Source organism: Isoptericola sp. NPDC056618 (assembly GCF_042792715.1).
GTDB classification, from domain to species: Bacteria; Actinomycetota; Actinomycetes; order Actinomycetales; family Cellulomonadaceae; genus Isoptericola; species Isoptericola nanjingensis.
Map to the genome: position 1 here is coordinate 92,850 of NZ_JBHTVZ010000003.1, position 22,725 is coordinate 115,574.

The 22,725-nt window shown below is 74.0% G+C and carries 21 protein-coding genes; 7 read left to right on the plus strand and 14 right to left on the minus strand.

The window, feature by feature from the left end:
• Positions 1 to 67 precede the first annotated feature (67 nt).
• Complete coding sequence (locus ACFQ8T_RS06325; protein WP_430545701.1) at positions 68 to 1,027, minus strand: aldo/keto reductase; 960 nt, start codon at positions 1,025 to 1,027, stop codon at positions 68 to 70.
• A gap of 57 nt (positions 1,028 to 1,084) precedes the next feature.
• Between ACFQ8T_RS06325 and ACFQ8T_RS06330 the strand changes: the two genes are divergently transcribed.
• From ACFQ8T_RS06330 to ACFQ8T_RS06340, 3 genes are all read left to right on the plus strand, one after another.
• Entirely contained in the window at positions 1,085 to 2,476 is a 1,392-nt protein-coding gene (locus ACFQ8T_RS06330; RefSeq protein WP_430545702.1) for an MFS transporter, read from the plus strand.
• Positions 2,473 to 4,035 (plus strand): pyridoxal phosphate-dependent decarboxylase family protein, encoded by a 1,563-nt coding sequence (locus ACFQ8T_RS06335; protein WP_430545703.1) that lies wholly within the window; start codon positions 2,473 to 2,475, stop codon positions 4,033 to 4,035. Before ACFQ8T_RS06330 ends, ACFQ8T_RS06335 begins: the two co-directional genes overlap by 4 nt.
• 111 nt (positions 4,036 to 4,146) lie before the next feature.
• The gene (locus tag ACFQ8T_RS06340) at positions 4,147 to 5,310 is read left to right on the plus strand and encodes a trans-sulfuration enzyme family protein (protein WP_430545704.1); all 1,164 of its coding nucleotides are present in this window, start codon (positions 4,147 to 4,149) and stop codon (positions 5,308 to 5,310) included.
• A 4-nt stretch (positions 5,311 to 5,314) separates the two neighbouring features.
• Here the strand turns inward: ACFQ8T_RS06340 and ACFQ8T_RS06345 are convergent, their stop codons facing one another.
• Genes ACFQ8T_RS06345 through murA form a run of 4 tightly spaced genes read right to left on the minus strand, consistent with a single transcriptional unit; the run spans position 5,315 to position 9,232 of the window.
• Entirely contained in the window at positions 5,315 to 6,043 is a 729-nt protein-coding gene (locus tag ACFQ8T_RS06345) for an HAD-IA family hydrolase (protein ID WP_430545705.1), read from the minus strand.
• Positions 6,044 to 6,068: 25 nt separating this feature from the next.
• Positions 6,069 to 7,118: an NAD(P)H-dependent glycerol-3-phosphate dehydrogenase gene (locus tag ACFQ8T_RS06350; protein WP_430545706.1), complete on the minus strand. Its 1,050-nt coding sequence runs from the start codon at positions 7,116 to 7,118 to the stop codon at positions 6,069 to 6,071.
• The gene (locus tag ACFQ8T_RS06355; RefSeq protein WP_430545707.1) at positions 7,115 to 7,873 is read right to left on the minus strand and encodes a lysophospholipid acyltransferase family protein; all 759 of its coding nucleotides are present in this window, start codon (positions 7,871 to 7,873) and stop codon (positions 7,115 to 7,117) included. Before ACFQ8T_RS06355 ends, ACFQ8T_RS06350 begins: the two co-directional genes overlap by 4 nt.
• 42 nt (positions 7,874 to 7,915) lie before the next feature.
• Positions 7,916 to 9,232 (minus strand): UDP-N-acetylglucosamine 1-carboxyvinyltransferase, encoded by a 1,317-nt coding sequence (gene murA, locus ACFQ8T_RS06360; protein ID WP_429763982.1) that lies wholly within the window; start codon positions 9,230 to 9,232, stop codon positions 7,916 to 7,918.
• 237 nt (positions 9,233 to 9,469) lie between these two features.
• Between murA and ACFQ8T_RS06365 the strand changes: the two genes are divergently transcribed.
• Positions 9,470 to 10,831 carry an MFS transporter gene (locus ACFQ8T_RS06365; protein WP_430545708.1) on the plus strand — a complete coding sequence of 454 codons (1,362 nt, stop codon included), beginning with the start codon at positions 9,470 to 9,472 and terminating at the stop codon, positions 10,829 to 10,831.
• 85 nt (positions 10,832 to 10,916) lie between these two features.
• Here the strand turns inward: ACFQ8T_RS06365 and ACFQ8T_RS06370 are convergent, their stop codons facing one another.
• Together ACFQ8T_RS06370 and ACFQ8T_RS06375 are read right to left on the minus strand one after the other, a co-directional pair.
• A complete protein-coding gene (locus ACFQ8T_RS06370; RefSeq protein WP_430545709.1) occupies positions 10,917 to 12,569 on the minus strand; it encodes a DHA2 family efflux MFS transporter permease subunit in 1,653 nt (550 codons plus the stop codon).
• 54 nt (positions 12,570 to 12,623) lie between these two features.
• Complete coding sequence (locus ACFQ8T_RS06375) at positions 12,624 to 13,118, minus strand: MarR family winged helix-turn-helix transcriptional regulator (RefSeq protein ID WP_430545710.1); 495 nt, start codon at positions 13,116 to 13,118, stop codon at positions 12,624 to 12,626.
• A 79-nt stretch (positions 13,119 to 13,197) separates the two neighbouring features.
• On the opposite strand from ACFQ8T_RS06375, the gene ACFQ8T_RS06380 reads away from it, so the two are divergent.
• From ACFQ8T_RS06380 to ACFQ8T_RS06390, 3 genes are all read left to right on the plus strand, one after another.
• Positions 13,198 to 14,295 carry an LLM class flavin-dependent oxidoreductase gene (locus ACFQ8T_RS06380; protein WP_430545711.1) on the plus strand — a complete coding sequence of 366 codons (1,098 nt, stop codon included), beginning with the start codon at positions 13,198 to 13,200 and terminating at the stop codon, positions 14,293 to 14,295.
• Complete coding sequence (locus ACFQ8T_RS06385; RefSeq protein ID WP_430545712.1) at positions 14,292 to 14,927, plus strand: NADPH-dependent F420 reductase; 636 nt, start codon at positions 14,292 to 14,294, stop codon at positions 14,925 to 14,927. Before ACFQ8T_RS06380 ends, ACFQ8T_RS06385 begins: the two co-directional genes overlap by 4 nt.
• A gap of 229 nt (positions 14,928 to 15,156) precedes the next feature.
• Positions 15,157 to 15,828: a DUF4287 domain-containing protein gene (locus tag ACFQ8T_RS06390; RefSeq protein WP_430545713.1), complete on the plus strand. Its 672-nt coding sequence runs from the start codon at positions 15,157 to 15,159 to the stop codon at positions 15,826 to 15,828.
• Positions 15,829 to 15,879: 51 nt separating this feature from the next.
• Here the strand turns inward: ACFQ8T_RS06390 and rbsD are convergent, their stop codons facing one another.
• The 7 genes from rbsD to ACFQ8T_RS06425 form a co-directional block, all read right to left on the minus strand.
• The gene (gene rbsD, locus ACFQ8T_RS06395) at positions 15,880 to 16,377 is read right to left on the minus strand and encodes a D-ribose pyranase (RefSeq protein ID WP_430545714.1); all 498 of its coding nucleotides are present in this window, start codon (positions 16,375 to 16,377) and stop codon (positions 15,880 to 15,882) included.
• Complete coding sequence (locus ACFQ8T_RS06400) at positions 16,374 to 17,300, minus strand: ribokinase (protein ID WP_430545715.1); 927 nt, start codon at positions 17,298 to 17,300, stop codon at positions 16,374 to 16,376. Before ACFQ8T_RS06400 ends, rbsD begins: the two co-directional genes overlap by 4 nt.
• Positions 17,301 to 17,351: 51 nt before the next feature.
• Positions 17,352 to 18,056: a deoxyribose-phosphate aldolase gene (gene deoC / locus ACFQ8T_RS06405; protein WP_430545716.1), complete on the minus strand. Its 705-nt coding sequence runs from the start codon at positions 18,054 to 18,056 to the stop codon at positions 17,352 to 17,354.
• Positions 18,057 to 18,108: 52 nt separating this feature from the next.
• Complete coding sequence (locus tag ACFQ8T_RS06410; RefSeq protein WP_430545717.1) at positions 18,109 to 18,963, minus strand: carbohydrate ABC transporter permease; 855 nt, start codon at positions 18,961 to 18,963, stop codon at positions 18,109 to 18,111.
• Positions 18,960 to 19,877, minus strand: a complete 918-nt coding sequence (locus ACFQ8T_RS06415; RefSeq protein WP_430545718.1) for a carbohydrate ABC transporter permease — start codon at positions 19,875 to 19,877, stop codon at positions 18,960 to 18,962. The genes ACFQ8T_RS06410 and ACFQ8T_RS06415 overlap by 4 nt, the downstream gene beginning before the upstream one ends.
• Position 19,878: 1 nt before the next feature.
• Positions 19,879 to 21,156 carry an ABC transporter substrate-binding protein gene (locus tag ACFQ8T_RS06420; protein ID WP_430545719.1) on the minus strand — a complete coding sequence of 426 codons (1,278 nt, stop codon included), beginning with the start codon at positions 21,154 to 21,156 and terminating at the stop codon, positions 19,879 to 19,881.
• A gap of 89 nt (positions 21,157 to 21,245) precedes the next feature.
• Positions 21,246 to 22,706: a hypothetical protein gene (locus ACFQ8T_RS06425; RefSeq protein WP_430545720.1), complete on the minus strand. Its 1,461-nt coding sequence runs from the start codon at positions 22,704 to 22,706 to the stop codon at positions 21,246 to 21,248.
• Positions 22,707 to 22,725: the final 19 nt, after the last annotated feature.

Genomic DNA, 22,725 nt, shown 5'->3' on the forward strand with positions numbered 1-22,725 from the left:
CCCCGCCCCCGGAGTCGTCAGGACCAGCGCGGGGCATACCGCGCGCTGGTCCTGACACCTGCGGGGCTCAGGCGGAGGCGCCGTCCAGCCGGGCGAGCTCGTCGGGGGTGAGCTCCAGCGTCATCGAGCGCAGCAGGGCGCCGAGCTGGCCCGCGTGCCGGGCACTGGCGAGGGGCGCGACGACGGTCGGCTGCGCGCGCAGCCAGGCCAGCGCGACGGACGCGACGGGCACGTCGTGGGCGGCCGCGACGTCGTCGAGCGCGGCCAGCACGCGCCGCCCGCGGTCGTCGAGGTAGCGCGCCGCGCCCTGCGCACGCGGGCTGTCGGGCGCCTCGCCGTCGCGGTAGGTCCCGGCGAGGAAGCCGGAGGCGAGCGCGTAGTACGGCAGCACCCCGAGCCCGTGCCGCTCGGCGGCTCCCCGCAGCGCGTCCTCGAACCCGCGCTCCACGAGGTTGTAGTGCGGCTGCAGTGCCACGGGACGGTGCAGCCCGCCGGCGTCGACGGCGGCGAACCACTCGTCGATCCGCTCCGGCGTGTAGTTGGAGACGCCGATCTCGCGCACGAGGCCGTCGTCGACGAGGGCGGAGAACGCCGCCGCCGTCTCCTCGATCGGGGCCTCGGCGTCGTCGAAGTGCGCGTAGTACAGGTCGATGCGGTCGGTGCCGAGGCGCTTCAGCGACGCCTCCGCGGCGGCTCGGACGTTCGACGCCGCCAGCCCGCGGAACTGCGGGTGCGCGGAGACCTTGGTCGCGACCAGCACGTCGTCGCGACGTCCCGTGCGCGCCAGCCAGCGCCCGATCGTCTCCTCGCTCTCGCCCCCGGAGTTGCCCGGCACCCACGCGGAGTAGCCGTCGGCGGTGTCGACCATGCGGCCGCCGGCGTCGGCGAACGCGTCGAGGACGGCGAAGGACGCCGTGTCGTCCGCCGTCCAGCCGAACACGTTGCCGCCGAGCACCAGCGGCGCCGCGTCGAGGTCGAGGGAGCCGAGCGCGGGGCCGGCCGGGGCAGAGTTCGTCGCCTGGGTCACAGCACGCACAAGCACGGCGGCGCCCGCGGCATTCCCGGACCGCTACGATCCCGCGTCATGACGCTGCGCAGGGGCACGGTCGCCCGGTACGCCGTCGGGTCCGTCGGCACCGGCGGGTTCGCGACGCTCCCCGGCCTGGTGCTCGTCTTCTACCTCACCGACACGCTCGGCGTCGCCGCGGCCCTCGCGGGCCTCCTGGTCACCGCCGCGAAGGTGTGGGACGTCGTCATCGACCCGCTCATCGGCGCCGCCAGCGACCGCGAGCGCGCCCGCACCGGGCGCCGTCGCCGCCTCATGGTCGTCGGCGGCCTCGCCCTGCCGGTGTTCTTCACCCTGACGTTCGCCGTCCCCGCCTCCCTCGCCCCGGCGGGCGCCGCCACCTGGGTGCTCCTCGCGTTCCTCGCGGCGGCGACGGCGTTCAGCCTGTTCCAGGTGCCGTACATCGCCCTGCCCGCCGAGCTGGCCGGCACCTACGACGCCCGGACCCGCCTCCTCACCGCGCGGGTGGTGGTGCTCACCGCCGCGATCCTGCTGTTCGGCGGCGGCGGGCCCGCGCTGCGCGGGCTCGGGGGCGACGACGAGCGGCTCGGGTACCTGCTCATGGCGACGGCCGCGTCGCTGGTGCTCGGGGCGGCGCTGCTCGTGGCGTCGACGGTCGAGCGCTCCGCGGGGCCGCCCGCCCCGCCCCGTCCGGTCCCTGCGCGGGCGCGGCTCGCCGCGCACTACCGCGAGGGACTCGGGCTGCTGCGCTCGAGCCGGCCGTTCCGCACGCTGCTCGGCACCTTCGTGCTGCAGGCGCTCGCCACCGGCGCCATGCTCGCGGGCGCCCAGTACGTCGCGACCTGGGTGCTGCACGACACCGCCGCCGTGACGTTCCTGTTCGTCGCCCTGGTGGGGCCGGCGCTCGTCGTGACGCCGGCGTGGGGCGTGCTCGCCCGGCGCGTCGGGAAGGAGCGTGCGTTCCGGCTGGCATCCGTGCTGTTCGCCGTCGCGGCGCTCGCGCTGCTGCCCCTCGCCTGGGCGCCGGGCGCCTGGGTGTACGGGCCCGTGGCCCTCGCCGGCGCGGCGTACGCGGGCATGCAGTCGCTGCCGATGGCGATGCTCCCCGACGTCGTCGCGCACGACGCCCGCACGACGCGCACCGACCGCGCCGGCGCGTTCGGCGGCGTCTGGACCGCGGGCGAGACCACCGGCATGGCGCTCGGCACCACCCTGCTGACCGTGGTGCTCGCCGTCACCGGCTACGTGGAGTCCACGGGCGGGCAGACCGTCGTCCAGCCCGCCGCCGCCGTGCTCGGCATCGTCGCGTCGTTCAGCCTCCTGCCCGCGCTGCTCGTGGCCGCCAGCCTCCTGCCCCTCGGCCGGTACCCCCTGCGCCGCCGCGACGTCGACGCGCCCGACGACGCGCCCGACGTCGCCCCCGCTCACCGACCCCAGGAGGCCCCGTGAACCGCCCCGCCCTGCCCGCCGACGCGCTCGACCTGGCCCAGGACCCCGCCGCCGTGCTCGCCGCGCTGGCCACCCTGCGCCACCGCGACGCCCCCACCCACGGCGGCCGGGTGCTCAGCTACGTGTACGACCCCGGCGTCCCCGAGCTCGACGCGCTCGCCGGCGACGCCGCGCGCGCCATGCAGCCCGTCAACGGGCTCGACCCGACGACGTTCGTCTCGGTGGCCGCCCTGGAGCGCGACGTCGTGGCCTTCGCCCGCGACCTGCTCGGCGGCGACGCCGACACCGTCGGCACGGTGACCAGCGGCGGCACGGAGAGCTGCCTGCTCGCGGTGCAGTCCGCGCGGGACGGGTGGCTCGCCGCCCGCGGGCTGCGGCCGGGCGAGGCGCGACCCCGGCTGGTCGCGCCCGTCACGGTGCACGCCGCGTTCCAGAAGGCCGCGCACCTGTACGGGCTGGAGCTCGACCTCGTGCCCGTCGCCGCCGACGGCCCGGCGGCGGGCGCCGTGGACGCCGCGGCCCTCGGCGCGCGCCTGGCCGCCGGACCGGAGGGGGCCGCCGACGTCGCGCTCGTCGTCGTCTCCGCGCCGTCGTACCCGCACGCCGCGGCCGACCCGGTGACCGACGTCGCGGCCCTCGCCTCCGCGGCGGGCGTGCCCGTGCACGTGGACGCGTGCATCGGCGGCTTCGCGCTGCCGTTCTGGCCCGGCCTGCCCGCGTGGGACCTGCGCGTGCCCGGTGTCACGAGCGTGAGCGCCGACCTGCACAAGTACGCCTTCGCCCCCAAGGGCGCGTCCGTGCTGCTGCACCGGGACCGCGACCGCCAGCGGGCGCAGTACTTCGCCACCACCCGCTGGCCCGGCTACCCCGTGGTGAACCCGACGCTGCTCGGCTCCCGCTCCGGCGGCCCGCTCGCCGCCGCGTGGGCGATCCTGCAGGCCCTCGGCAGGGACGGGCTCGCGACGCTCGCCGGCCGCGCCCGGCGTGCCACCCTCGCCCTGCGCGACGCCGTCGACGGGCCGGCCGGGATCGACGGGCTGCGCGTCGTCGGCTCCCCCGTCGGGCCGCTGCTCGCCGTCGCCGCCGACGACGCCGTGCCGGCGGAGCGCCGCGTGGACCCGCACGTGTGGGCCGACGCCGTCGCCACCCGGGGCTGGACGCTCCAGGCCCAGCCCGGGCTGGAGCAGGCCGACGGCACCCGCCTGCCGCACACCACGCACCTCACCGTCACCCCCGTCACCGAGGGGGTGCTCGGCGAGCTCGTGCCCGTGCTGCGCGCGGCGGCCGACGACGTCCGCGGCCTGCCACGGCCCGACGCCGGCGCGCTGCTCGGCTCCCTCCCGCCCCTCGACCCCGCCGCGCCCCTCGACTCCGCGACGGCGGCGGCCCTGCTGGACGCGGTCGGCCTGGGCGCGGTCGGCGGCGACCCGGACGCCGCGCCCGGCGTCGGGCCCATGGCGCCGCTGCTGGCGCTCGTGGAGGCGCTGCCCGCGCCGCTCGTCGAGCGTCTGCTGGTCGAGCTGCTGGCCCGCCTCGTCGAGCCGCGCGCCGCCGTCTGACCCGAGTCGTCAGGACGTGTCAGGGCGAGCGCCGGGTATACCGCGCGCTCGTCCTGACAGGTCGGTGGGACGGCGCGCCGCCGGCCGGGTGCGCCGTCGTACCCTGCGGCCATGACGCACGACCCGCACGGACCGCATGTGCCGCTCTCCCCCGCCACCCTCGCCGTGACGGCGGGCCGACCGCCCCGCGTCCAGGGCGGTCCCGTGAACCCGCCGGTCGTGCTCAGCTCGACCTACGTCAACCAGGGCGTGACCGGCCCCGGCGAGCTCCTGTACACGCGGATGGACACCGAGACGTGGCACCCGTTCGAGGAGGCGCTGGCGGCGCTGGAGGGCGCCCGGCACGGCGTGGTCTTCGGCTCGGGCATGGCGGCCGTGATCGCGGCGGTCGGCGACGTGCCCGACGGAGGCGCGGTCGTGGTGCCGCGGCACGCGTATCAGGTGTCGCTGGGCTACCTCGACGACCTCGCCGCCCGGCACGGGGTCGACGTGCGCCGGGTCGACATCGCCGACACCGCGCAGGTGGTCGCGGCGCTCGACGGCGCCGACGTGCTGCTCGCCGAGTCTCCCACCAACCCCATGCTCGAGGTCGCGGACCTGCCCGCGATCCTCACGGCGGCGCGCGAGCGCGGCGTGCGCAGCGTCGTCGACAACACGTTCGCGACGCCGCTCGGCCAGCGCCCGCTCGACCTCGGTGCCGACGTCGTCGTGCACTCGGTGACCAAGTACCTGGCCGGGCACTCCGACGTCGTGCTGGGCGCCGCCGTCACGCGCGACGACGAGACCGCCGCCGGGCTGCGGGCGTACCGCACGCTGCACGGCGCCATCCCCGGACCGATGGAGGTGTGGCTGGCGCTGCGCGGCCTGCGCACGCTGCACCTGCGGGTGGAGCGGGCGAACGCCTCGGCGGCCGAGCTCGCCCGCCGCCTCGCCGAGCACCCCGGCGTCGCCGAGGTGCGGCACCCGTCGCTGCCCGGCGACCCGGGGCACGAGCGCGCCGCCGGCCTCATGAACGGCTTCGGCGCGATCCTCGGCCTCCGCCCGCACGGCGGTCCCGCCGCCGCCGACGCCGTCGTCGCCGCCGTGCGACTCTGGGTGCCCGCCACGTCCCTCGGCGGCGTCGAGTCCACGCTCGAGCGTCGCCGGCGGTTCGCCACCGAGTCGCTCACCGTGCCCGAGGACCTGCTCCGCCTGTCCGTGGGCATCGAGGACGTCGAGGACCTCTGGGCGGACCTCGACCAGGCGCTGCGCGCGGGGGCGGGCTCCGCCGCCTGACGCGTCAGTCCACCGTCCGCAGCTCCCCGGCGAGCAGGCGACCGTGCAGGTCCGCCAGGTCGGCGGCGTGCAGGTCGAACGCGTCGTCGTCCCGCGGGGCGTCGCCCCGCGGCCGCGGCACGTAGGCGGTGCGCATCCCCGCGGCGGCCGCCGCGCGCAGGTCCCAGGCGTGCGCGGCGACCATGACGGGCGGGCCGGCGCTCATCTCGCCCGTCGCACCGTCCGTCGCACCGCCCGTCGCCGCCGCGACCGCCGCGGCGTAGAGCGCCGGATCCGGCTTGTAGGTACCGACGTCCTCCGCCGACAGCACGTCGTGCCACGTCAGGCCGGCGTCCCCGCGCAGCGCGGCGAGCGTACGACGGTCGGCGTTGGACAGGCCGAGCACGGTGAAGTCACCCGCCAGCGCCGCCACGCCGGTCACGGAGTCCGGCCAGGGGCGCAGCCGCTCGGCGGCGGTCGCGAGGCGGTCGACGGCGGACGCCGGCAGCGCGCCCTCGGCCGCCAGCCCTGCGAGCACCTCGCGGTCCAGGACGCCGCTCGGCGCGAAGCCACGACGCCCCGCGACCACGTCCCGCTCCCGGTCGGTGACCCGGCCGAGCCACGTCGCCACGACGTCGCGCGCGGTCCCCGCGTCGAGCCCCGCGCCCTGCACCGCGGCCTCGAGGCTCCCCGCCTGGTCGACCAGCGTGCCGAGGACGTCGAACACCAGGACGGGCCGGGGCGCGGGAGTCATGGCGCCACCGTACGGCGAGCGACGATCAGCCGTCGACGCCCTCGGACTTCTGCGGGCGGGCGAGCAGGCCGCGGGCCATCTCCTCCACCGGGAGGCCCTCGTACAGCACCGCGACGACCCCGGCGGTGATCGGCATGTCGACGCCGTGCTTGGCGGCGAGGTCGAGCACGGAGCGGCAGGACTTGGCGCCCTCCGCCGTCGTGCCGGTGGCCACCACCGCCTCCTCCAGCGACATCCCCTCGCCGATGTGGCGGCCGAGGGTGTTGTTCCGCGACAGCGGCGACGTGCAGGTCGCCACGAGGTCGCCCATCCCCGCGAGCCCGGAGAAGGTCGCGGCGTCGGCCCCGAGCTCGAGGCCGAGGCGCGTGATCTCGACCAGGCCGCGCGTGATGACGGTCGCGGCGGTGTTCGACCCGAAGCCGCGGCCCTGCGCCATGCCGACGGCCAGCGCGATGACGTTCTTCACCGCCCCGCACAGCTCCACGCCGACCACGTCGTCGTTGGTGTAGGGGCGGAAGTACGAGTTCGAGCAGGCGTCGGCGACGAACCTCGCCGTCGACTCGTCCTGGCAGGCCACCACGGTCGCCGTGGGCTGGCGGCGGGCGATCTCGGCGGCGAGGTTCGGGCCGGAGACGACGGCCACGCGCGACAGCGGCACGTCGAGCGCCTCGACGATGACCTGGCTCATGCGCTCGTCGGTGCCGAGCTCGACCCCCTTCATCAGGGAGACGATGACGGCGTCGGGCTCGACGAGGTCGCGCAGGCCGGCGAGCGTCGCGCGCGACACCTGCGACGGCACGGCGACGACGACGATCTGCGCGCCGGCCAGCGCCGCGGCGGCGTCGGTGGTGCCCGTCATCGCGGGCAGCTCGATGCCGGGCAGGTACTTGCTGTTGGTGCGCCGGGTCGTCACCTCGTCCGCGACGGCGGCGTCCCGGCCCCACAGGCGGACGTCGCAGCCCGCGTCGGCGAGGACCATCGCGAAGGTCGTCCCCCAGGACCCGGAGCCCAGGACGGCGACACGGGTGCGCGCCGACGGGTTCCCGGACGGGGGTGCGGTGGTCGGGTTCGTCATGGGCGCTCCACGGGCGGGTAGACGGTCTGCTTGCGTTCGTACTCGGGGTGCTTGCGCAGGTCGAAGCGGGCGGACGGGGCCGCCTCGCCGCGGATCTCCGCGAGCTGCACGGTGATCGCGGCCATGACGCGGTTGGTGGCCTCGCGCAGGGTCTGCGTGTCGACCGGCCGGTCGTACAGGTCCGACAGGTCGACGGGCGGGCCGGCGACGATCGTCACGGGCTTGCGCGGGAAGGGCCGCAGCAGGCGCCCGTACCGCGGCAGGATCTTGTGGGCGCCCCACTGGGCGACGGGCACGACCGGCAGCCGGCTGACGAGCGCCAGCCGCGCCAGGCCGGTCTTGCCCTCCATCGGCCACAGGTCGGGGTCCCGCGTGAGCGTGCCCTCCGGCAGGATCGCCACGCAGGCCCCGCTGCCGAGCTGGTTGCCCGCGTCCTCGAGCGACCGGGCGGCCGCGGACGTGCCGCGGTCCACCGGGATCATCCTCGTCGCGCGCAGCACCGACCCGACCACCGGCGCGGTGAACAGACCGCGCTTCGCCAGGATCCGCGGCTCGAACCCCTTGTCGAAGAGGTAGTGCGCCAGGGTCAGGGCGTCGTACTCGGTGACGTGGTTGGCGGCGGCGATGAACCCGCCCTCACGGGGCAGGTTCTCCTCGCCGCCGTCCCAGTCGTAGCGGACCATCGAGAACAGCAGCGGCCGCACGATGCGCGCGACGAGGCGGTAACCACGGGAGTCAGGTCGGGCGATCGGCACGGGGCCAGAGCCTACCTCCCGCGCCCCGGCGGTCGAGGCGCCTCAGCCGCGGGAGACGTCGGCGCCGAGCGCGACGAGCTTGTCCTGGAACGACTCGTACCCGCGGTCGATCAGGCTGATGCCCCGCACCGTGGAGGTCCCCTTCGCGGCCAGCGCCGCGATCAGGTGGGAGAACCCGCCCCGCAGGTCCGGCACCTCGATGTCCGCCGCGGACAGCGGCGTCGGGCCCGAGATGACGGCCGAGTGGTGGAAGTTGCGCTGCCCGAACCGGCAGTCGCGCCCGCCGAGGCACTCCTTGTACACCTGAATCGTCGCGCCCATCTTCCGCAGCGCGTCGGCGAACCCGAACCGGTTCTCGTACACCGTCTCGTGCACGATCGACAGGCCCTTGGCCTGCGTGAGGGCCACGACGAGCGGCTGCTGCCAGTCCGTCATGAAGCCGGGGTGCACGTCCGTCTCCAGCACGATCGAGTCCAGGTCCCCGCCGGGGTGCCAGAACCGGATCCCGTCCTCCTGCACGTCGAACCGGCCGCCCACCTTCCGGAACGTGTTGAGGAAGGTCATCATCTCGGGCTGCGTCGCACCCTTGACGGTCACGTCGCCGCCGGTGGCCAGCGCGGCCGACGCCCACGACGCCGTCTCGATCCGGTCGCCGAGCGCCGTGTGCGAGTACCCCTCGAGCCGGTCCACGCCCTCGATCCGGATCACCCGGTCGGTGTCCACCGAGATGATCGCGCCCATCTTCTGCAGCACCGCGATCAGGTCCATGATCTCCGGCTCGGTCGCCGCGCCGGTCAGCTCCGTGATGCCCTCGGCCCGCACCGCGGTGAGCAGCAGCTGCTCCGTGGCGCCCACCGACGGGTACGGCAGCGAGATCTTGGTGCCCTGCAGCCGGCGCGGCGCGCGCAGCTGGATGCCGTTGGGCATCTTGTCCACCACCGCGCCGAACTGGCGCAGGATGTCCAGGTGGTAGTTGATCGGCCGGTCGCCGATCCGGCAGCCGCCCAGGTCGGGGATGAACGCCTCACCGAGCCGGTGCAGCAGCGGCCCGCAGAACAGGATCGGGATCCGGCTCGAGCCCGCGTGGGCGTCGATGTCCGCCACGTGCGCCGACTCCACGTTGGACGGGTCGAGGTCCAGGATCCCGGCGTCCGGGTCCGACTTCACCGTGACCCCGTGCAGCTCCAGCAAGCCCGTGACCACGCCCACGTCCCGGATCTGCGGCACGTTGCGCAGGACGCTCGCCGACTCGCCCAGCAGCGACGCCACCATCGCCTTGGAGACGAAGTTCTTCGCCCCCCGGACCGTGATCGTGCCCTCGAGAGGAGTCCCGCCGTTGACGTGCAGCAGATCGTTCATGTCGTCGTGTTCGTCCCGTCGTTACGGATGCAGTGGTCCTGGGATGCCGTCGATGCCGTCGTCCCAGCGCGCCGTCGATCCTGCCTCGCCCGGCACGGTGGTGCCAACACGCGCCCCGGCGGGCTTATTCACGTTCACCACACCTTCACGCGGCGGGCACCGGCACGCAGCGGGGCGCGATTCATATCCTGAGACGATTGTTCATGATGCGGGACGCCGGGCCTACGGTCGACGACCATGACCACCTCCGTCACGTCGGGCGCCCCCAGCACGCCGACGCCGGCCGTCAACTCGCGCGGCCGCGTCATCGTCGCGTCGCTCATCGGCACCTCCATCGAGTTCTACGACTTCTACGCGTACGCGACCGCGGCCTCGCTCGTGTTCCCGGCGCTGTTCTTCCCGAACCAGGACGGCACGACGGCGCTGCTCGCGTCGTTCGCCGCGTTCGGCGTCGCGTTCGTCGCCCGACCGCTCGGGTCGGTGCTCTTCGGGCACTTCGGCGACCGGGTGGGGCGCAAGACGACGCTCGTCGCGTCGCTCCTCACCATGGGGATCGCCACCGTCGTCATCGGCGTGATCCCCGCGGCCACCACGCCGGGCTGGGCCGTGCTCGCGCCGCTCGTCCTCGTGCTGTGCCGGTTCTGCCAGGGCCTGGGCCTCGGCGGCGAGTGGGGCGGCGCCGCCCTGCTGGCCACCGAGAACGCGCCGGCCGGCAAGCGCGCGATCTGGGGCACGTTCCCGCAGCTCGGCGCGCCGATCGGCTTCATCCTGGCCAACCTCGTCTTCATCGGGCTGTCCCAGACCCTCACCGACGCGCAGTTCACGTCGTGGGGCTGGCGCGTGCCGTTCCTCGCCAGCTCGGTGCTCGTCATCGTGGGCCTGTGGGTGCGGCTCAAGCTCATCGAGACGCCCGCGTTCACCAAGGTCGTCGAGGCGGAGGCCGTGGCGAAGGTGCCGGTGGCCGAGGTCTTCCGCACCTCGTGGCGCAAGATCGTCTCGGGCACGTTCATCATGCTGGCCACGTACGGGCTCTTCTACCTGATGACCACGTTCACGCTGAACTACGGCGTCGCGGCCACCTCCCCCACCGACGGCTCCCCCGCGGGCCTGGGCTACGAGAAGATCGACTTCCTCTGGATGCTCATCGTGGGCTGCGTGTTCTTCGGCCTCTTCACGCTCGCGTCCGGGCCCCTGGCCGAGAAGTACGGCCGCCGCCCGATGCTGCTGGTCGTCACCGGGGGCATCGCCGCCTTCGGCCTGCTGTTCGTGCCCCTCTTCGCGGGCGGCACGATCGGCGTGCAGTCCCTGCTCGTCATCGGCTTCACCCTCATGGGCCTGACGTTCGGCCCGATGGCGGCCCTGCTGCCCGAGCTGTTCCCCGCGAACGTGCGCTACACGGGCGCCTCGGTGGCCTACAACCTCGCGTCGATCCTGGGTGCCGCCGTCGCCCCGTTCGTCGCGGTGTGGCTGTGGGAGGCCGCCGAGTCCCCGGTGCTGGTGGGCGTGTACCTCACGGCGATGGCCGCGATCACGTTCGTCGCGCTGTGGCTGCAGAAGGAGACCAGGGACGTCGACTTCAGCGGAGACATCCGCGCCTGACCCCCCGAGCGTCGTGGGCGCTCGTCTGGCTCTGTTCCGGGAAGGAATGGCGCCGGACGAGCGCCCACAGCGTTTCCCGGTGGTGTCAGGCCGCCGTCGGCGCGGCCTCGTGCTCGCGGTGCTGCACCGGGGACATCGCCGCCGCGCAGAGCACCCCGACGACGAGCACCACGCCCACCAGCAGCAGCGTCTGCGCCGCCGCGTCGGCGAAGCCCGCGAAGAACGCCTGCTGGGCGGCCGCCCCGACCTGCTCGGCGACCGATGCGGGCACCGAGTCGGGCAGCTGCACCGACCCGACCGCTGTCGTGCCGAGGCTGCCGCTCGCCTGCGAGATGCCGTCGACGAACGCCTGGCGGTACTGCTCGGGCAGCTGTGCGGCGACGTCCTGCGCGGCCGCAGGGACGGTGACGCCGAGGCGCGCCGAGAGCGTCGCGACCACGACCGCGGACCCGATGACACCGCCCACCTGCCGGTTGGTGTTGAACGCACCGGCGCCCGCGCCGGCCGTGCGCGCGTCGAGCCCCGACGTCGCCAGGTTGGACAGCGGCGAGAACGTGAGCCCCGTGCCGACGCCGAACAGCGCCATCGGCCACAGCAGCGCGAACGGCGACAGGTCCGGGTCGAGCACCGCGGCCAGCCACAGCACCGCGCCGGCGATGGCGGCGAACCCGGCCGCCACCACCCACTTGGCGGGGACCCGGTCCGACAACCGGCCCGCGAACGGCGCGACGACGCCGGACACGAGCGAGCCGGGCATCATCACGAGCGCCGCGTTGATGGGCGTCAGGCCGAGGATCGACTGCAGGAAGATCGTCAGCGGGAAGAAGATGCCGATCATCGCGAAGGTCACGACCATGCCGTCGACGTTCGCGAGCGAGAAGTTGCGCGAGCGGAACAGCCGCAGCGGCAGCAGCGCGCGCGGACCCTGGCGGTGCTGCCACCACACGAAGACCGCGAGCACGAGGACGCCGAGGCCCACGAGCGACCACACGGAGATCGGCCCCCAGATGTGGCCCCAGTCGAAGTTCTCGCCCTCCTGGAGGCCGAAGACGACGGCCGCGAGGCCCAGGACGGACAGCACCACGCCCAGCGGGTCGATCGTGGTGCCGTGCGACGGCAGGTGCGGCAGCCGCGCGACCGAGAACCACAGCGCCGCCACGCCCACCGGGATGTTGACGTAGAAGATCCACTCCCAGCCGATCGTCTCCACGAAGACGCCGCCGAGCAGCGGGCCGACGAGCGTCGCCACGCCCGCCGTCGCGCCCCACAGCCCCATCGCCGCTCCGCGCTGGGTGGGCGGGAAGACGCGCGTGATCATCGACATCGTCTGCGGCGTCATCATCGCCGCGCCGACGCCCTGGACCACCCGGAAGCCGATGAGCCACCCGATCTCGGGCGCCGAGCCGATGTTGCCGGAGAAGCCGCACAGGAACGAGAACGTCGTGAACACGATCAGGCCGGCGATGAACACCGACTTCTGCCCGTAGCGGTCGCCGAGCCGGCCGGCGAGGAGCATCAGCACCGCGTACGAGAGCAGGTAGGCGCTGTTGACCCAGCCGACCTCGATGAGGGAGGCGGAGAACTGCTCGGTCAGGGTGGGGATGGCGATGTTCACGATGGTCGTGTCGACCATGATCATGAAGAAGCCGAGGATGAGCGGCGGGAGCACGCTCCACGCGGACCTGCCGTGCAGGTCGACGAGCGGGGTCACCGGGCCGCGCCCGGGAGAGGTGGACATGCGACGAGCGTGGCACGGCCCACCGACGCGCGCGCGGCCTGCCCGCCGAGCGGTTCAGCCCTCGGTCGGGGCCTGCTCCGGGGACGGCACGGGGCGGTCCAGCGCGGCCCGCAGCGCGGCGGCGATCTCGCCGGCGGCGGCCAGCTGGTCGTCGGTCAGCGCGTCGACGAAGAGCTGCCGCACGACGCGCAGGTGCGCGACGGACGCGCGGCGGAACGTCGCCGCGCCGTCGTCGGTGAGCGCGACGCCGGCCGCGCGGCTCCCCTGCCGGGCGACCAGGCCGCGCCGTTCCATGCGGCCCACCTGGTGCGACAGCCGGCTGCGCTCCCAGCCGACGGCGTCCGCGAGCGCCGACGAGCGCAGGCAGTGCCCCGCGGCGTCGTGCAGGGCGAGCAGGACGGCGTAGTCGGACGACGAGAGCCCCGACTCGACCTGGAGCCGCGCGGACAGGCGCGAGCGCAGCGCGTCCGTGGTCTCGACGAACTCGCGCCAGGTGCGCAGCTGGTCGCTGGTCGGCGAGCGCCGACCGCCGTCCCGGCCCCGGGTCATGCCGCCCTCCAGCCCCTCGGGAATTGACACGTCAATTCCGACGTTACCCCCGCCGACCGACACCGTCACGGGAGGCATCATGACCACGCTCCAGCTCGGGCTCGACTCGTTCGGCGACCGCCCGGTGGGCGCCGACGGCGAGCTCGTCTCGCACGCCGCCGCGATCCGCCAGGTCGTCGAGGAGGCCGTGCTGGCCGACCGGGTGGGCGTCGACGTCGTCGCCCTCGGCGAGCACCACCGCCCCGAGTACGCGATCTCGACGCCGGAGACCGTGCTCGCCGCGATCGCGTCGCGCACGGAGCGGATCCGCCTCGCCTCGGGCGTCACGGTGCTGTCGTCCGACGACCCGGTGCGCGTCTTCCAGCGCTTCGCCACCCTCGACGCGCTCTCGGACGGCCGCGCGGAGGTCATCCTCGGGCGCGGCTCGTTCACCGAGTCGTTCCCGCTGTTCGGCTACGACCTGGCCGACTACGACCTCCTCTTCGACGAGAAGATCCACCTCTTCACCGAGCTCCTCAAGGAGCAGCCGGTCACCTGGAACGGCACCACCCGGCCGGCGCTGCGCGACGCCGACGTCTTCCCCAAGACGGAGTCCGGCCACCTGTCGACGTGGGTGGGCGTGGGCGGCTCCCCGCAGTCCGTGGTCCGGGCCGCGCACTACGGCCTGCCCCTCATGCTCGCGATCATCGGCGGGGAGCCCGGCCGGTTCGCGCCGTACGTCGACCTGTACCGGCGCGCGACCGCCCAGCTCGGCACGACGACGCACCCGGTCGGCATGCACTCCCCCGGGTTCGTGGCCGACACCGACGAGGAGGCCGTGGAGATCTTCTGGCCGCACTACCGCCTCCAGCGCGACCGCATCGGCGCCTCCCGCGGGTGGCCGCCGATCCGGCGCGAGGAGTACGACGCCGAGGTCGCGCACGGATCCCTGTACATCGGCTCGCCGGAGACCGTGGCCCGCAAGATCGCGTCCGCGGTGACCGAGCTCGGCGTCGGCCGGTTCGACATGATCTACACCACCGGCGCGCAGCCCGCCGAGGCCCGCCTGCGCAACGTGGAGCTGTACGGCACGCAGGTGGTCCCGCGGGTCCGCGAGCTCGTCGCCGAGCACGCCGCGGCGGCCGCGGCGTCGACGGCGTCCCCGGTGGAGCCCGTCAGGGCGGGCGGTGCCGCGTGACCGCCACGATCGGCGTCCTCGGCGCGGGCAAGGTCGGCACGGTCCTGGCGCGGCTCGCCGTGGAGGCCGGGTACCGCGTGCTCGTCGCGGGCTCCGGCGACCCCGCGAGGATCGCGCTGACCGTCGAGGTGCTCGCGCCCGGCGCGCAGGCCGTCACGGCGGAGGAGGCCGCGGCGAAGGCCGACGTCGTCGTGCTCGCCCTGCCGCTGGGCCGGTACCGCACCGTGCCCGCGGACGCGCTGGCCGACAAGCTCGTCGTCGACGCCATGAACTACTGGTGGGAGGTGGACGGGCACCGGGCCGACCTCAGCGACCCGGCCGCCTCGACGAGCGAGCTCGTGCAGGAGTTCCTGGCCGCTTCGCGGGTCGTCAAGGCGTTCAACCACATGGGCTACCACGACCTGGACGCCGGGGCTCGTCCCGCGGGAGCGCCGGGCCGCCGGGCGATCGCCGTCGCGGGCGACGACGCCGACGACGTGGCGCAGGTCGCCGGCCTCGTCGACCGGCTCGGCTTCGACCCGGTCGTCGCGGGCCCGCTCTCCGCCGGCGCGCGCCTGCAGCCCGGCACCCCCGCGTTCGGCGCGAACCTCCCCCGCGACGAGCTGCGCGCGCTGGTCACCCCCGCCGCCTGACGTCGCGGGCGCCGTCCCGGGCGCCCGGCGGCGCCGCGCCCTATGCTGGTCGGCAGGGCGGCGCGTCCCGCCCGATCCCCGGACCGGCGCTCGCGCCGTCGGGACCGCGCGAGCGGTGGGGACAGAGGGGACCTCGAGTGCTCGACGCGGTCAGGACACCGTGTTCACCGGTGCCTGCCGGCGGGCGCGAGCCGCGGGTGGCGCACCGAGCGAGCACGCAGGAGTCCTCATGACCACGCAGGAGTCGTTCAAGAAGCGCGTCCGCGCGCGCATGGCCGCCACGGGCGAGAAGTACAGCGCCGCGCGCCGCACCCTCCTCGACCGGGCGGCACCTCCCCCGGCCGGCGCCCGCGCCTGGGTGTCGGAGCCCGACCTCTCCGACGACACGATCCGCGAGGGCACCGGCCGCGGGTGGGACGAGTGGGTCGCGCTCGTCGACGCCGGCCCCGGCCGCGACGCCGGGCACACCGCCATCGCCGCCTGGGTCGCAGGCGAGCACGGCGTCTCCGGCTGGTGGGCGCAGTCCGTCACCGTGGGCTACGAGCGCATCACCGGGCTGCGCGTGCCCGGCCAGCGGCCCGACGGCACGTTCTCGGTCAGCCGGTCGCGGCTGCTCGCCGTCGACCGCGACGCGCTGCGCGCCCTGCTCGACGACGACGCCGACCGCGCCGGCCTCGTACCCGGCCTCACGCTCGCACCGCGGTCGCGCCCTGGCGTGAAGAGCCCGCGGTTCGGGGTGTCCGACGACGACGGCGAGCACGGCGTCGCGATGTTCTCGCTGGACCCGGCCGGGTCGCGGCTGCGCCTGACCGTGACCCATGAGCGGCTCGGCTCCGCGGCCGAGGCCGAGCTGTGGAAGGCGTTCTGGGCCGACTGGCTGGCGGCGCTCGACGACGCCTGACGGTCGCCCCGGCCGGTCCTCGACCGGCCCACGCCGGTCGCCGGGGGCGTGCTACCCGAGCTCGGGTCGCACGCCCTCGGCGATCAGCCGCCGCCGCTCGACGTACTCCGGCAGGATCGTCACGTCGTCGTCGGCGAACCACTCGAACGGCGCGGTGGACGCGACGAGCGCGAAGTTCGCCCAGGGCTCGAACGAGCCGGAGCGCACCACGACCTTGGCGCGCGGCGCCCAGTGCTCGATGAGGTGCTCGTGGGTCGTGCCGCGGAACGTCGCGCCCGAGCCGGTGAAGAGGTCCTGCACGTCGCCGTAGAGGCGCGGGTGGTGCGTCCGCACCTCGCCGGCCATGTGCACCTCCTCGACGAAGACCTCCTCCAGCAGCACCCGCAGGATCGTCCGCACGTCGAGGTGCCCGCGCGTGAGCGCGAGGTCGACGCGGTGCGCGCCCTGCGGGATCGGGAACCCGGCGTCGGTCACCAGCACGACGTCGGTGTGCCCCAGCGTGGCGAGCGCCCCGGCCAGGCCGGGGTGCAGGATCCGTCCGCTTCTCATGCCGTCTCCTTCGTCCTCGCGAGGAACGCCTCGACCTCGGCGCGCGTCCGGTAGGACGGCACCGTCTCCCAGTGCTCGCAGCACAGCGCCGCCACGACGCCGGCGAAGGCGGCGGCGCCCCGCAGGTCGCGCCCCTCCCCGAGCGCGACGGCGAGCGCCGCGTTGAAGCTGTCGCCCGCGCCGTTGGAGTCGACGACGTCGACCGACGCGGTCGGCACGGCCGTCGTGCCCGCGGCGTCCGCCACGAGCGCCCCGTCCTCCCCGCGGGTGACGACGACGGCCCGCGGGCCGAGGGCGAGCAGCCGCCGGGCCAGCTCCTCGACCGGGGTCGGGTCGCCGGGCGGCAGGCCCAGCGCGACCCGTGCCTCGTGCTCGTTCGGCGTGAGCACGTCCACGGCCGACAGGTCGACGCCCCGCAGGTCCACGGCGGGTGCCGGGTTGAGCACCGTCGGCACGCCGGCGTCCCGCGCGACATCGAGCGCGTGCAGCGCCGAGCCGAGCGGGATCTCGAGCTGGGCCAGGACGACGTCGGCCCCGCGCAGCGCGTCGGCCGACGCGTCCAGCACGTCGGGCAGGAGCCCGTCGTTGGCGCCCTTGTCGACGACGATGAGGTTGCGCCCCCCGGTGTCCTTGACGATGAACCCGACCCCCGTCGGCGCGGTCGGGTCGACCGTCACGCGGGAGTCGTCGACCCCCTCGGCGGCCATGAGGGCGCGGAACTCCGCGCCGTGCGCGTCGTCGCCCACCGCCCCGACGTACGCGACGTCGGCGCCGAGCCGGGCCGCCTGGACGGCCATGTCGGACCCCTTGCCCCCGTACGTCTCGCGGTACTCGCGCCCGAGCAGGGTCTCCCCTGCCTCGGGCAGCCGGTCGACCGTCATCACGAGAGCCTTGGCATAGCTCCCCACCACCGTGAGCCTCATCGCTCCCCTTCGTGTCGCGTCGTCGTGCGGTCTGCCGCGCGTCCGGTCCGGTCAGTAGGCGTCCGGGTCGCCGACGAGCCCGTCGACGATGGCCGGGCCGGAGCTGGTGCCGACCAGCTCGGCCCCCGCCTCGAACAGGCGCTGCATCTTCTCGAGCGAGTTGACCTTGCCGGACACCTTGACCCGGCAGGGCGGCTCGATGTGGGCGGCGAGCAGGCGGACGTCGTGCTCGGTGGCCTCCAGGCCGCCCTTGCCCCAGCCGGAGGACTGCTTCACCCAGTCGACGCCGGCCTCGTAGGCGATCCGCGTGGCGCGGGCCTTGAGGTCGTCGGTGGGCAGGAAACCGAACTCGAGCATCACCTTCACGGCCACGCCGTCGGCGTGCGCGAGCCGGACGACGTCCTCGACGTCGCGGGCGTAGAGGCCCTCGTCGCCCCCGAGCAGCAGGCCCGGGTGCGGCGGGAAGTCGAACTCGTCCACCCCCGTCGCGACGAGCGCGCGCAGCGCGGCGAGCCGCATCTCGGGGGTGTCGTTGGCCATGGGGAAGTTGAGCGTGGACGCGACCTTGACGCCGGTGCCCGCGAGCACGTCCTTCGCCAGCGGCACCCAGTACGGCGCGATCATCGCGGCGTCGAAGCCGTAGGCGGCGCACGTCTCGAGGTGCTTCGTCACGCCGTCGCGCGTGAGGTCGGGGTTGACGTTCGTGTACTGGATCGCCCGGGCGACCTGCGCCGGGTCGGTGAAGTCGAGGGTCATGCGGTTCTCCTGGACAGGTGGGAGACGAGTGGGAGACGAGTGGGTAGGCGGGTCAGCCCTTGACCGCGCCGGCGGACAGGCCGCTCATGACGTGCCGCTGCATGAGGACGAAGATGAGCAGGATCGGCACCACCGCCAGCAGCAGGGTGGGGAAGACGATCTCGTAGTTGGTCGTGTACGAGGACACGGCCGCGTACACGCCGGTGGTGATGGTCCGGAACGACGACCCGGGCCCGAGGATGAGCTGCGGGCTGACGAAGTCGTTCCACGCGCTGAGCGCGTTGAGGATGAACGCCGTCGCGACGATCGGCTTCATGAGCGGGAACACGATCCGCCACAGCACGCGCTGCTGGCTCGCGCCGTCGATCGCCGCCGCCTCGTCGAGCGAGCGCGGCAGCATGCGGATGTACCCGGTGAAGATGAACAGGGTGAACGGGATCATCGTCGACGACATGAAGAGCACCAGGCCCGGCAGGGTCCCCATGAGGTGCAGCGCCTTCAGCACGAAGATCGCGGGCACCAGGATGATCTGCGCCGGGATGAACATGCCCGCGACGAAGAACATCAGCAGCGCCCGGAACAGGACCGTCGGGGTCCGGGCGATGACGTACGCCGTGGGGACGGAGACCCCGATCGCGACGACGTTGCACGCGACGACGAGGAACAGCGTCACCGCGTAGCCGGAGACCACCGGGAAGTTGGGGTTGGTCCACGCGTCCTGCAGGAACTGGGTCGTGGCCGTGGCGGGGTCGAACCCGAGCGGCGACAGCAGGATCTCCTGCTGCGGCTTGAACGCGTTGACGACGACGATGTACAGCGGCACGAGCATCGCGACCGACAGGACGGCGATCGCCCCGTTCCGCAGGGTCGTGCGCGTCCGCGCCGACCGGCTGCCGGACAGGCTCATGACAGCGCCTCCGCTCCCTCTTCGGCGCGCCTGCGCAGCGCGATGATCGTGAACGACAGGATCCCGGCGACGACGATGAGCAGCATCGCCTGCGCGCACGCCAGCCCCACCTTGTTGTTGGCGAAGGACACGGCGAGGATCTCGTAGGCCCAGGTCTGCGTGGCGTCCCCGGGGCCGCCGTTGGTGAGGCCGAGGACGACCTCGTAGACCTTGAGCAGCGACAGCACCGACGTCACGATCGTCACCGTCACGGTGGGCGCGAGCGCCGGCCACGTGACGTGCTGGAACACCTGCACGCGGCCGGCGCCGTCGAGCGTCGCCGCCTCCTGGAGGTCGGCCGGCACGGCCTGCAGGCCCGCCAGGTACAGCACGAGCTGGACGCCGAGCTGGGCCCACACGATGACGGCGATCATCGTGGCGAGCGCCCAGTCCGGGTCGGACAGGAACGGCAGGGTCGACCGGCCCGACCCGGTGAGCAGGTTGTTCACCGCGCCCTGCGGGCCGAGGATCGCCTGCCACAGGAAGCCCACGATGAGGGCCGACAGCACGTGCGGGTAGAACATCACGGCCCGCGCGAACGCGGTGAACGGGGTGGTCCGCCGCAGCAGGAGGGCCAGGCCCAGCGCGATCGCGTTGACGCCGAACGCGCCCACCACCGCGATGACCCCGGTGACCCACAGCGACGAGTGCATGTCGCCCGTCGGGTCGGTGAAGATCCGCGTGTAGTTCTCCAGCCCGACCCACTCGGGCGCCTGGGTCGGGATGCCGTTGTACTCGGTGAACGAGTAGTAGACGGCGTACCCGACCGGCACCACCATGAGACCGATGTAGACCAGCGCCGCCGGGACCGTCATCAGGCCCCGGCCCAGCGCACCCCTTCTCCCCAGCACGCGTGCCGTCCTCGCTCGAGCCATGTCAGCCCGCTGCCTCCGCGTCGTACCAGGCCGTGAGCTGGCCCGCGGCGTCCGCGGGCGACGTGCCCTGCCACAGCCCCTGCGCGACCTCGGTGAACTTCTCGTTGAACCCGGCGACCGGCAGGGCGAAGTCACCCACCGTCTGGTTGCCGGGCACGACGAACGACGGCGCGGCGTCGAGCAGCTCCTGGACCTGCCCCGCGTACTCGTTCGCGCTCGTGTCCAGGCCCTCGCGGTTGAAGTTGTCCATCTCCGCCTGGGTGGCGATCGCGTCCTCGTCCGTCACGAGGTACTCCACGAGCTGCGTGGCGGCGTCCTTGGCCTGCGTCCCGTTCCAGACCATGTACGGGAACGCCATCGTGGCGCCCATCGGCGCGGGCTGGTCGGCGGCGTCGTCGACGGGCGGCGCGAAGACCCCGACCTCGAACTCGGGCGGCGACGCCGCGAGCGTCGTGGTGAACCACGAGCCCATCGGGTAGATCCCGACGTCGCCGGCGATGAAGTTCGCCTCCTGCGTGCCGCTGTCGGTGGCCACGTCGTCGGCGGTCGTGTAGCCGGCGTCGATCCAGCCGGCCACGTGCTCGAACATCGGCTGGAACTGGTCGCCGAGCGTCGAGGACCCGCCGGCCACGGCCTGCTGCCACCCGGGGGTGGTGAGGTTCTGCTGCGGGTGCCAGATCTCCTGCACCTGGACGCCGGTGGCCCACTCGGAGGCGAAGCCGATCGGCTTCTTCACGCCTTCGTCCTGCAGGGCCTTGAGGGCGGCGTCCATGTCCTCCCAGGTGGCGGGGGGCTCCGTGATGCCGGCCTTCTCGAAGAGGTCCTTGTTGTAGTAGAGGAGCGACTGGGCCTGCATGCCCACGCCCACCACGTTGATCGCGCCGTCCGTGGAGTACAGGTCGGCCATCGGGGTGCCCTGCGCCCAGTCGTGCTCCGACAGGTCGAGGATCTCGGGCGCCGTGTCCTCGGTGGGGAAGATCGACTGGATGACGTCGGGCGCCGTGCCGGCCGCGAGCTGCGTCGGGAACGTCTCGGCGACCGACTGGCCGCTCGGTCCCTCGATCTTGACGTCGATCCCCGTCTCCTCCTCGAAGGGGGCGACGAGCTCGTCCCACTTCGCCTGCGTGAGGTTGTCGGTGATGTTCACGAGCATCCGCACCTGGTCGCCGCCGCCCGAGCTGCCGCCGCCGTCGCCGGAGCTGCAGGCCGTGAGGGCGAGGACGGGTACGAGCCCGAGCGCGGAGGCGCCGATCGCCCCGCGCCGAAACCTTGCTGACATCGTTGTCTCCCTGGGTGGGTGCGTCGTCCTCGAGGACGAGGACCACTTGTCATACATGCTACATGTGAGAGGTGGCGTGCCACCAGTCCCTAGCCGAGACGACCTCGGAACGGGACGGGGCCGACCACGGTGACGTCCGTGGGCCGGTCCGAGCCGTCGATCCGGAAGATCCCCTCGTCCGCGACGAAGAACGCCGGCGGCCCGGGGTACTCCAGCTCCGCCGGCAGCGGCTCCTTGTCCGTCCAGGCGAAGAACGACCGCGCGAACGTGTCACGGTCCTTGCGGCCGAAGATGCTGAGGTCCCCGGCCGTGTACGGGCTGAGGATGCACCAGTGCGCGCCGTCCTCGGCCCAGAACGCCCGGTCCGACAGGATCACCGCCTGCCGGTCGGGGTCCGCGAACACGGCGTCCCAGAACGTCGCGTCGACGTCACCGCGGGCCAGCGCGTGGCGGGCGAGGAAGAGCAGGTCGTGCGCGTGCCAGGCGGTGCTCGGCGCGACGTCGGCCTCGTGGTGCCAGCCCGTGGCGGAGACGAACGGGCCGGCGGGCGACTGGTAGTGCGCGTAGGTCCGCAGGCACGCGTCGCGGAACTCGCCCAGCTCGGGCACGTCGACGTCGGCCAGCACCTCCTCGATGCCGTACAGGCTCAGCCCCATCCCCGCGACCAGCATCGGCGTGGTCGACAGCAGGTGCGTGTCGCCCCGCACGTACCAGTAGCGGTGGAACCGCGTGCAGCCCGCGTCGTCCACCCAGGCGGAGCGCGCGACGTGCCGGCAGATCGCCACCGCCTCCTCGAGAAGGTCGGGCCGGCCGAACCGGCGCGCGCCCAGGACGAGCGGCACCACCATGAGCCCGTAGTACTCGGCGGGCTCGAGGATGCCGCCGCCCTCCCGGTCGGTCGGCTGGCGGAAGACGCCCACGGACTCGCCGTCCGGCACCCCGCGCACGTGGCTGAGGCGCACCAGGGCGTCGAGGTCCTCCTCGAGCTCGGCGGCGTAGACGTCGTCGCCGCTCAGCTCCTCGTACCGCAGCTTGGCCCAGACCCGCGCGTACTCCTGGTTCACCGTGCCGTCGGGCGTCGGGCGTCCGCCGCCGTAGACGCGGCAGGCGTCGAGGTCGCGCCGGACGGCCGCGAGCACCTCGGCGCGCTCGTCCTCGGGCAGGAGGTGCCCGGCGTGCCGCAGCCCCTCCAGGAGGCCGAGGCAGCCCACCATGTTGTGGATCAGGCCCGCGGTGGCCGACTCCCCCACCTGGAACCCGATGTGGCGGAACTGCCCGTCGTCCTGCACGGTCCGCGCCTGGAAGAGCATCATCCGGCGCCACAGGTCGAGCCCGCGCTCGTCGAGGTGCCTCGCGAGGACCTCGCCGAACGCCGCGGTGGCCGGGGCGGAGAACGCCTGATGCCCGCTGGTGAAGTCGACGAACGTCGCCGGGTTGGTGCCCCACACGCTGTGGTTGTGGAAGCCCCGGATCTGCCCCTCGTCGCCCACCCACGTGCGCATCCAGCGCGCGAGCGCCGCGACGTCGGGTCCTGCCTGTCCTGCGGCCATGCGTCCTCCTGCCTCGTCG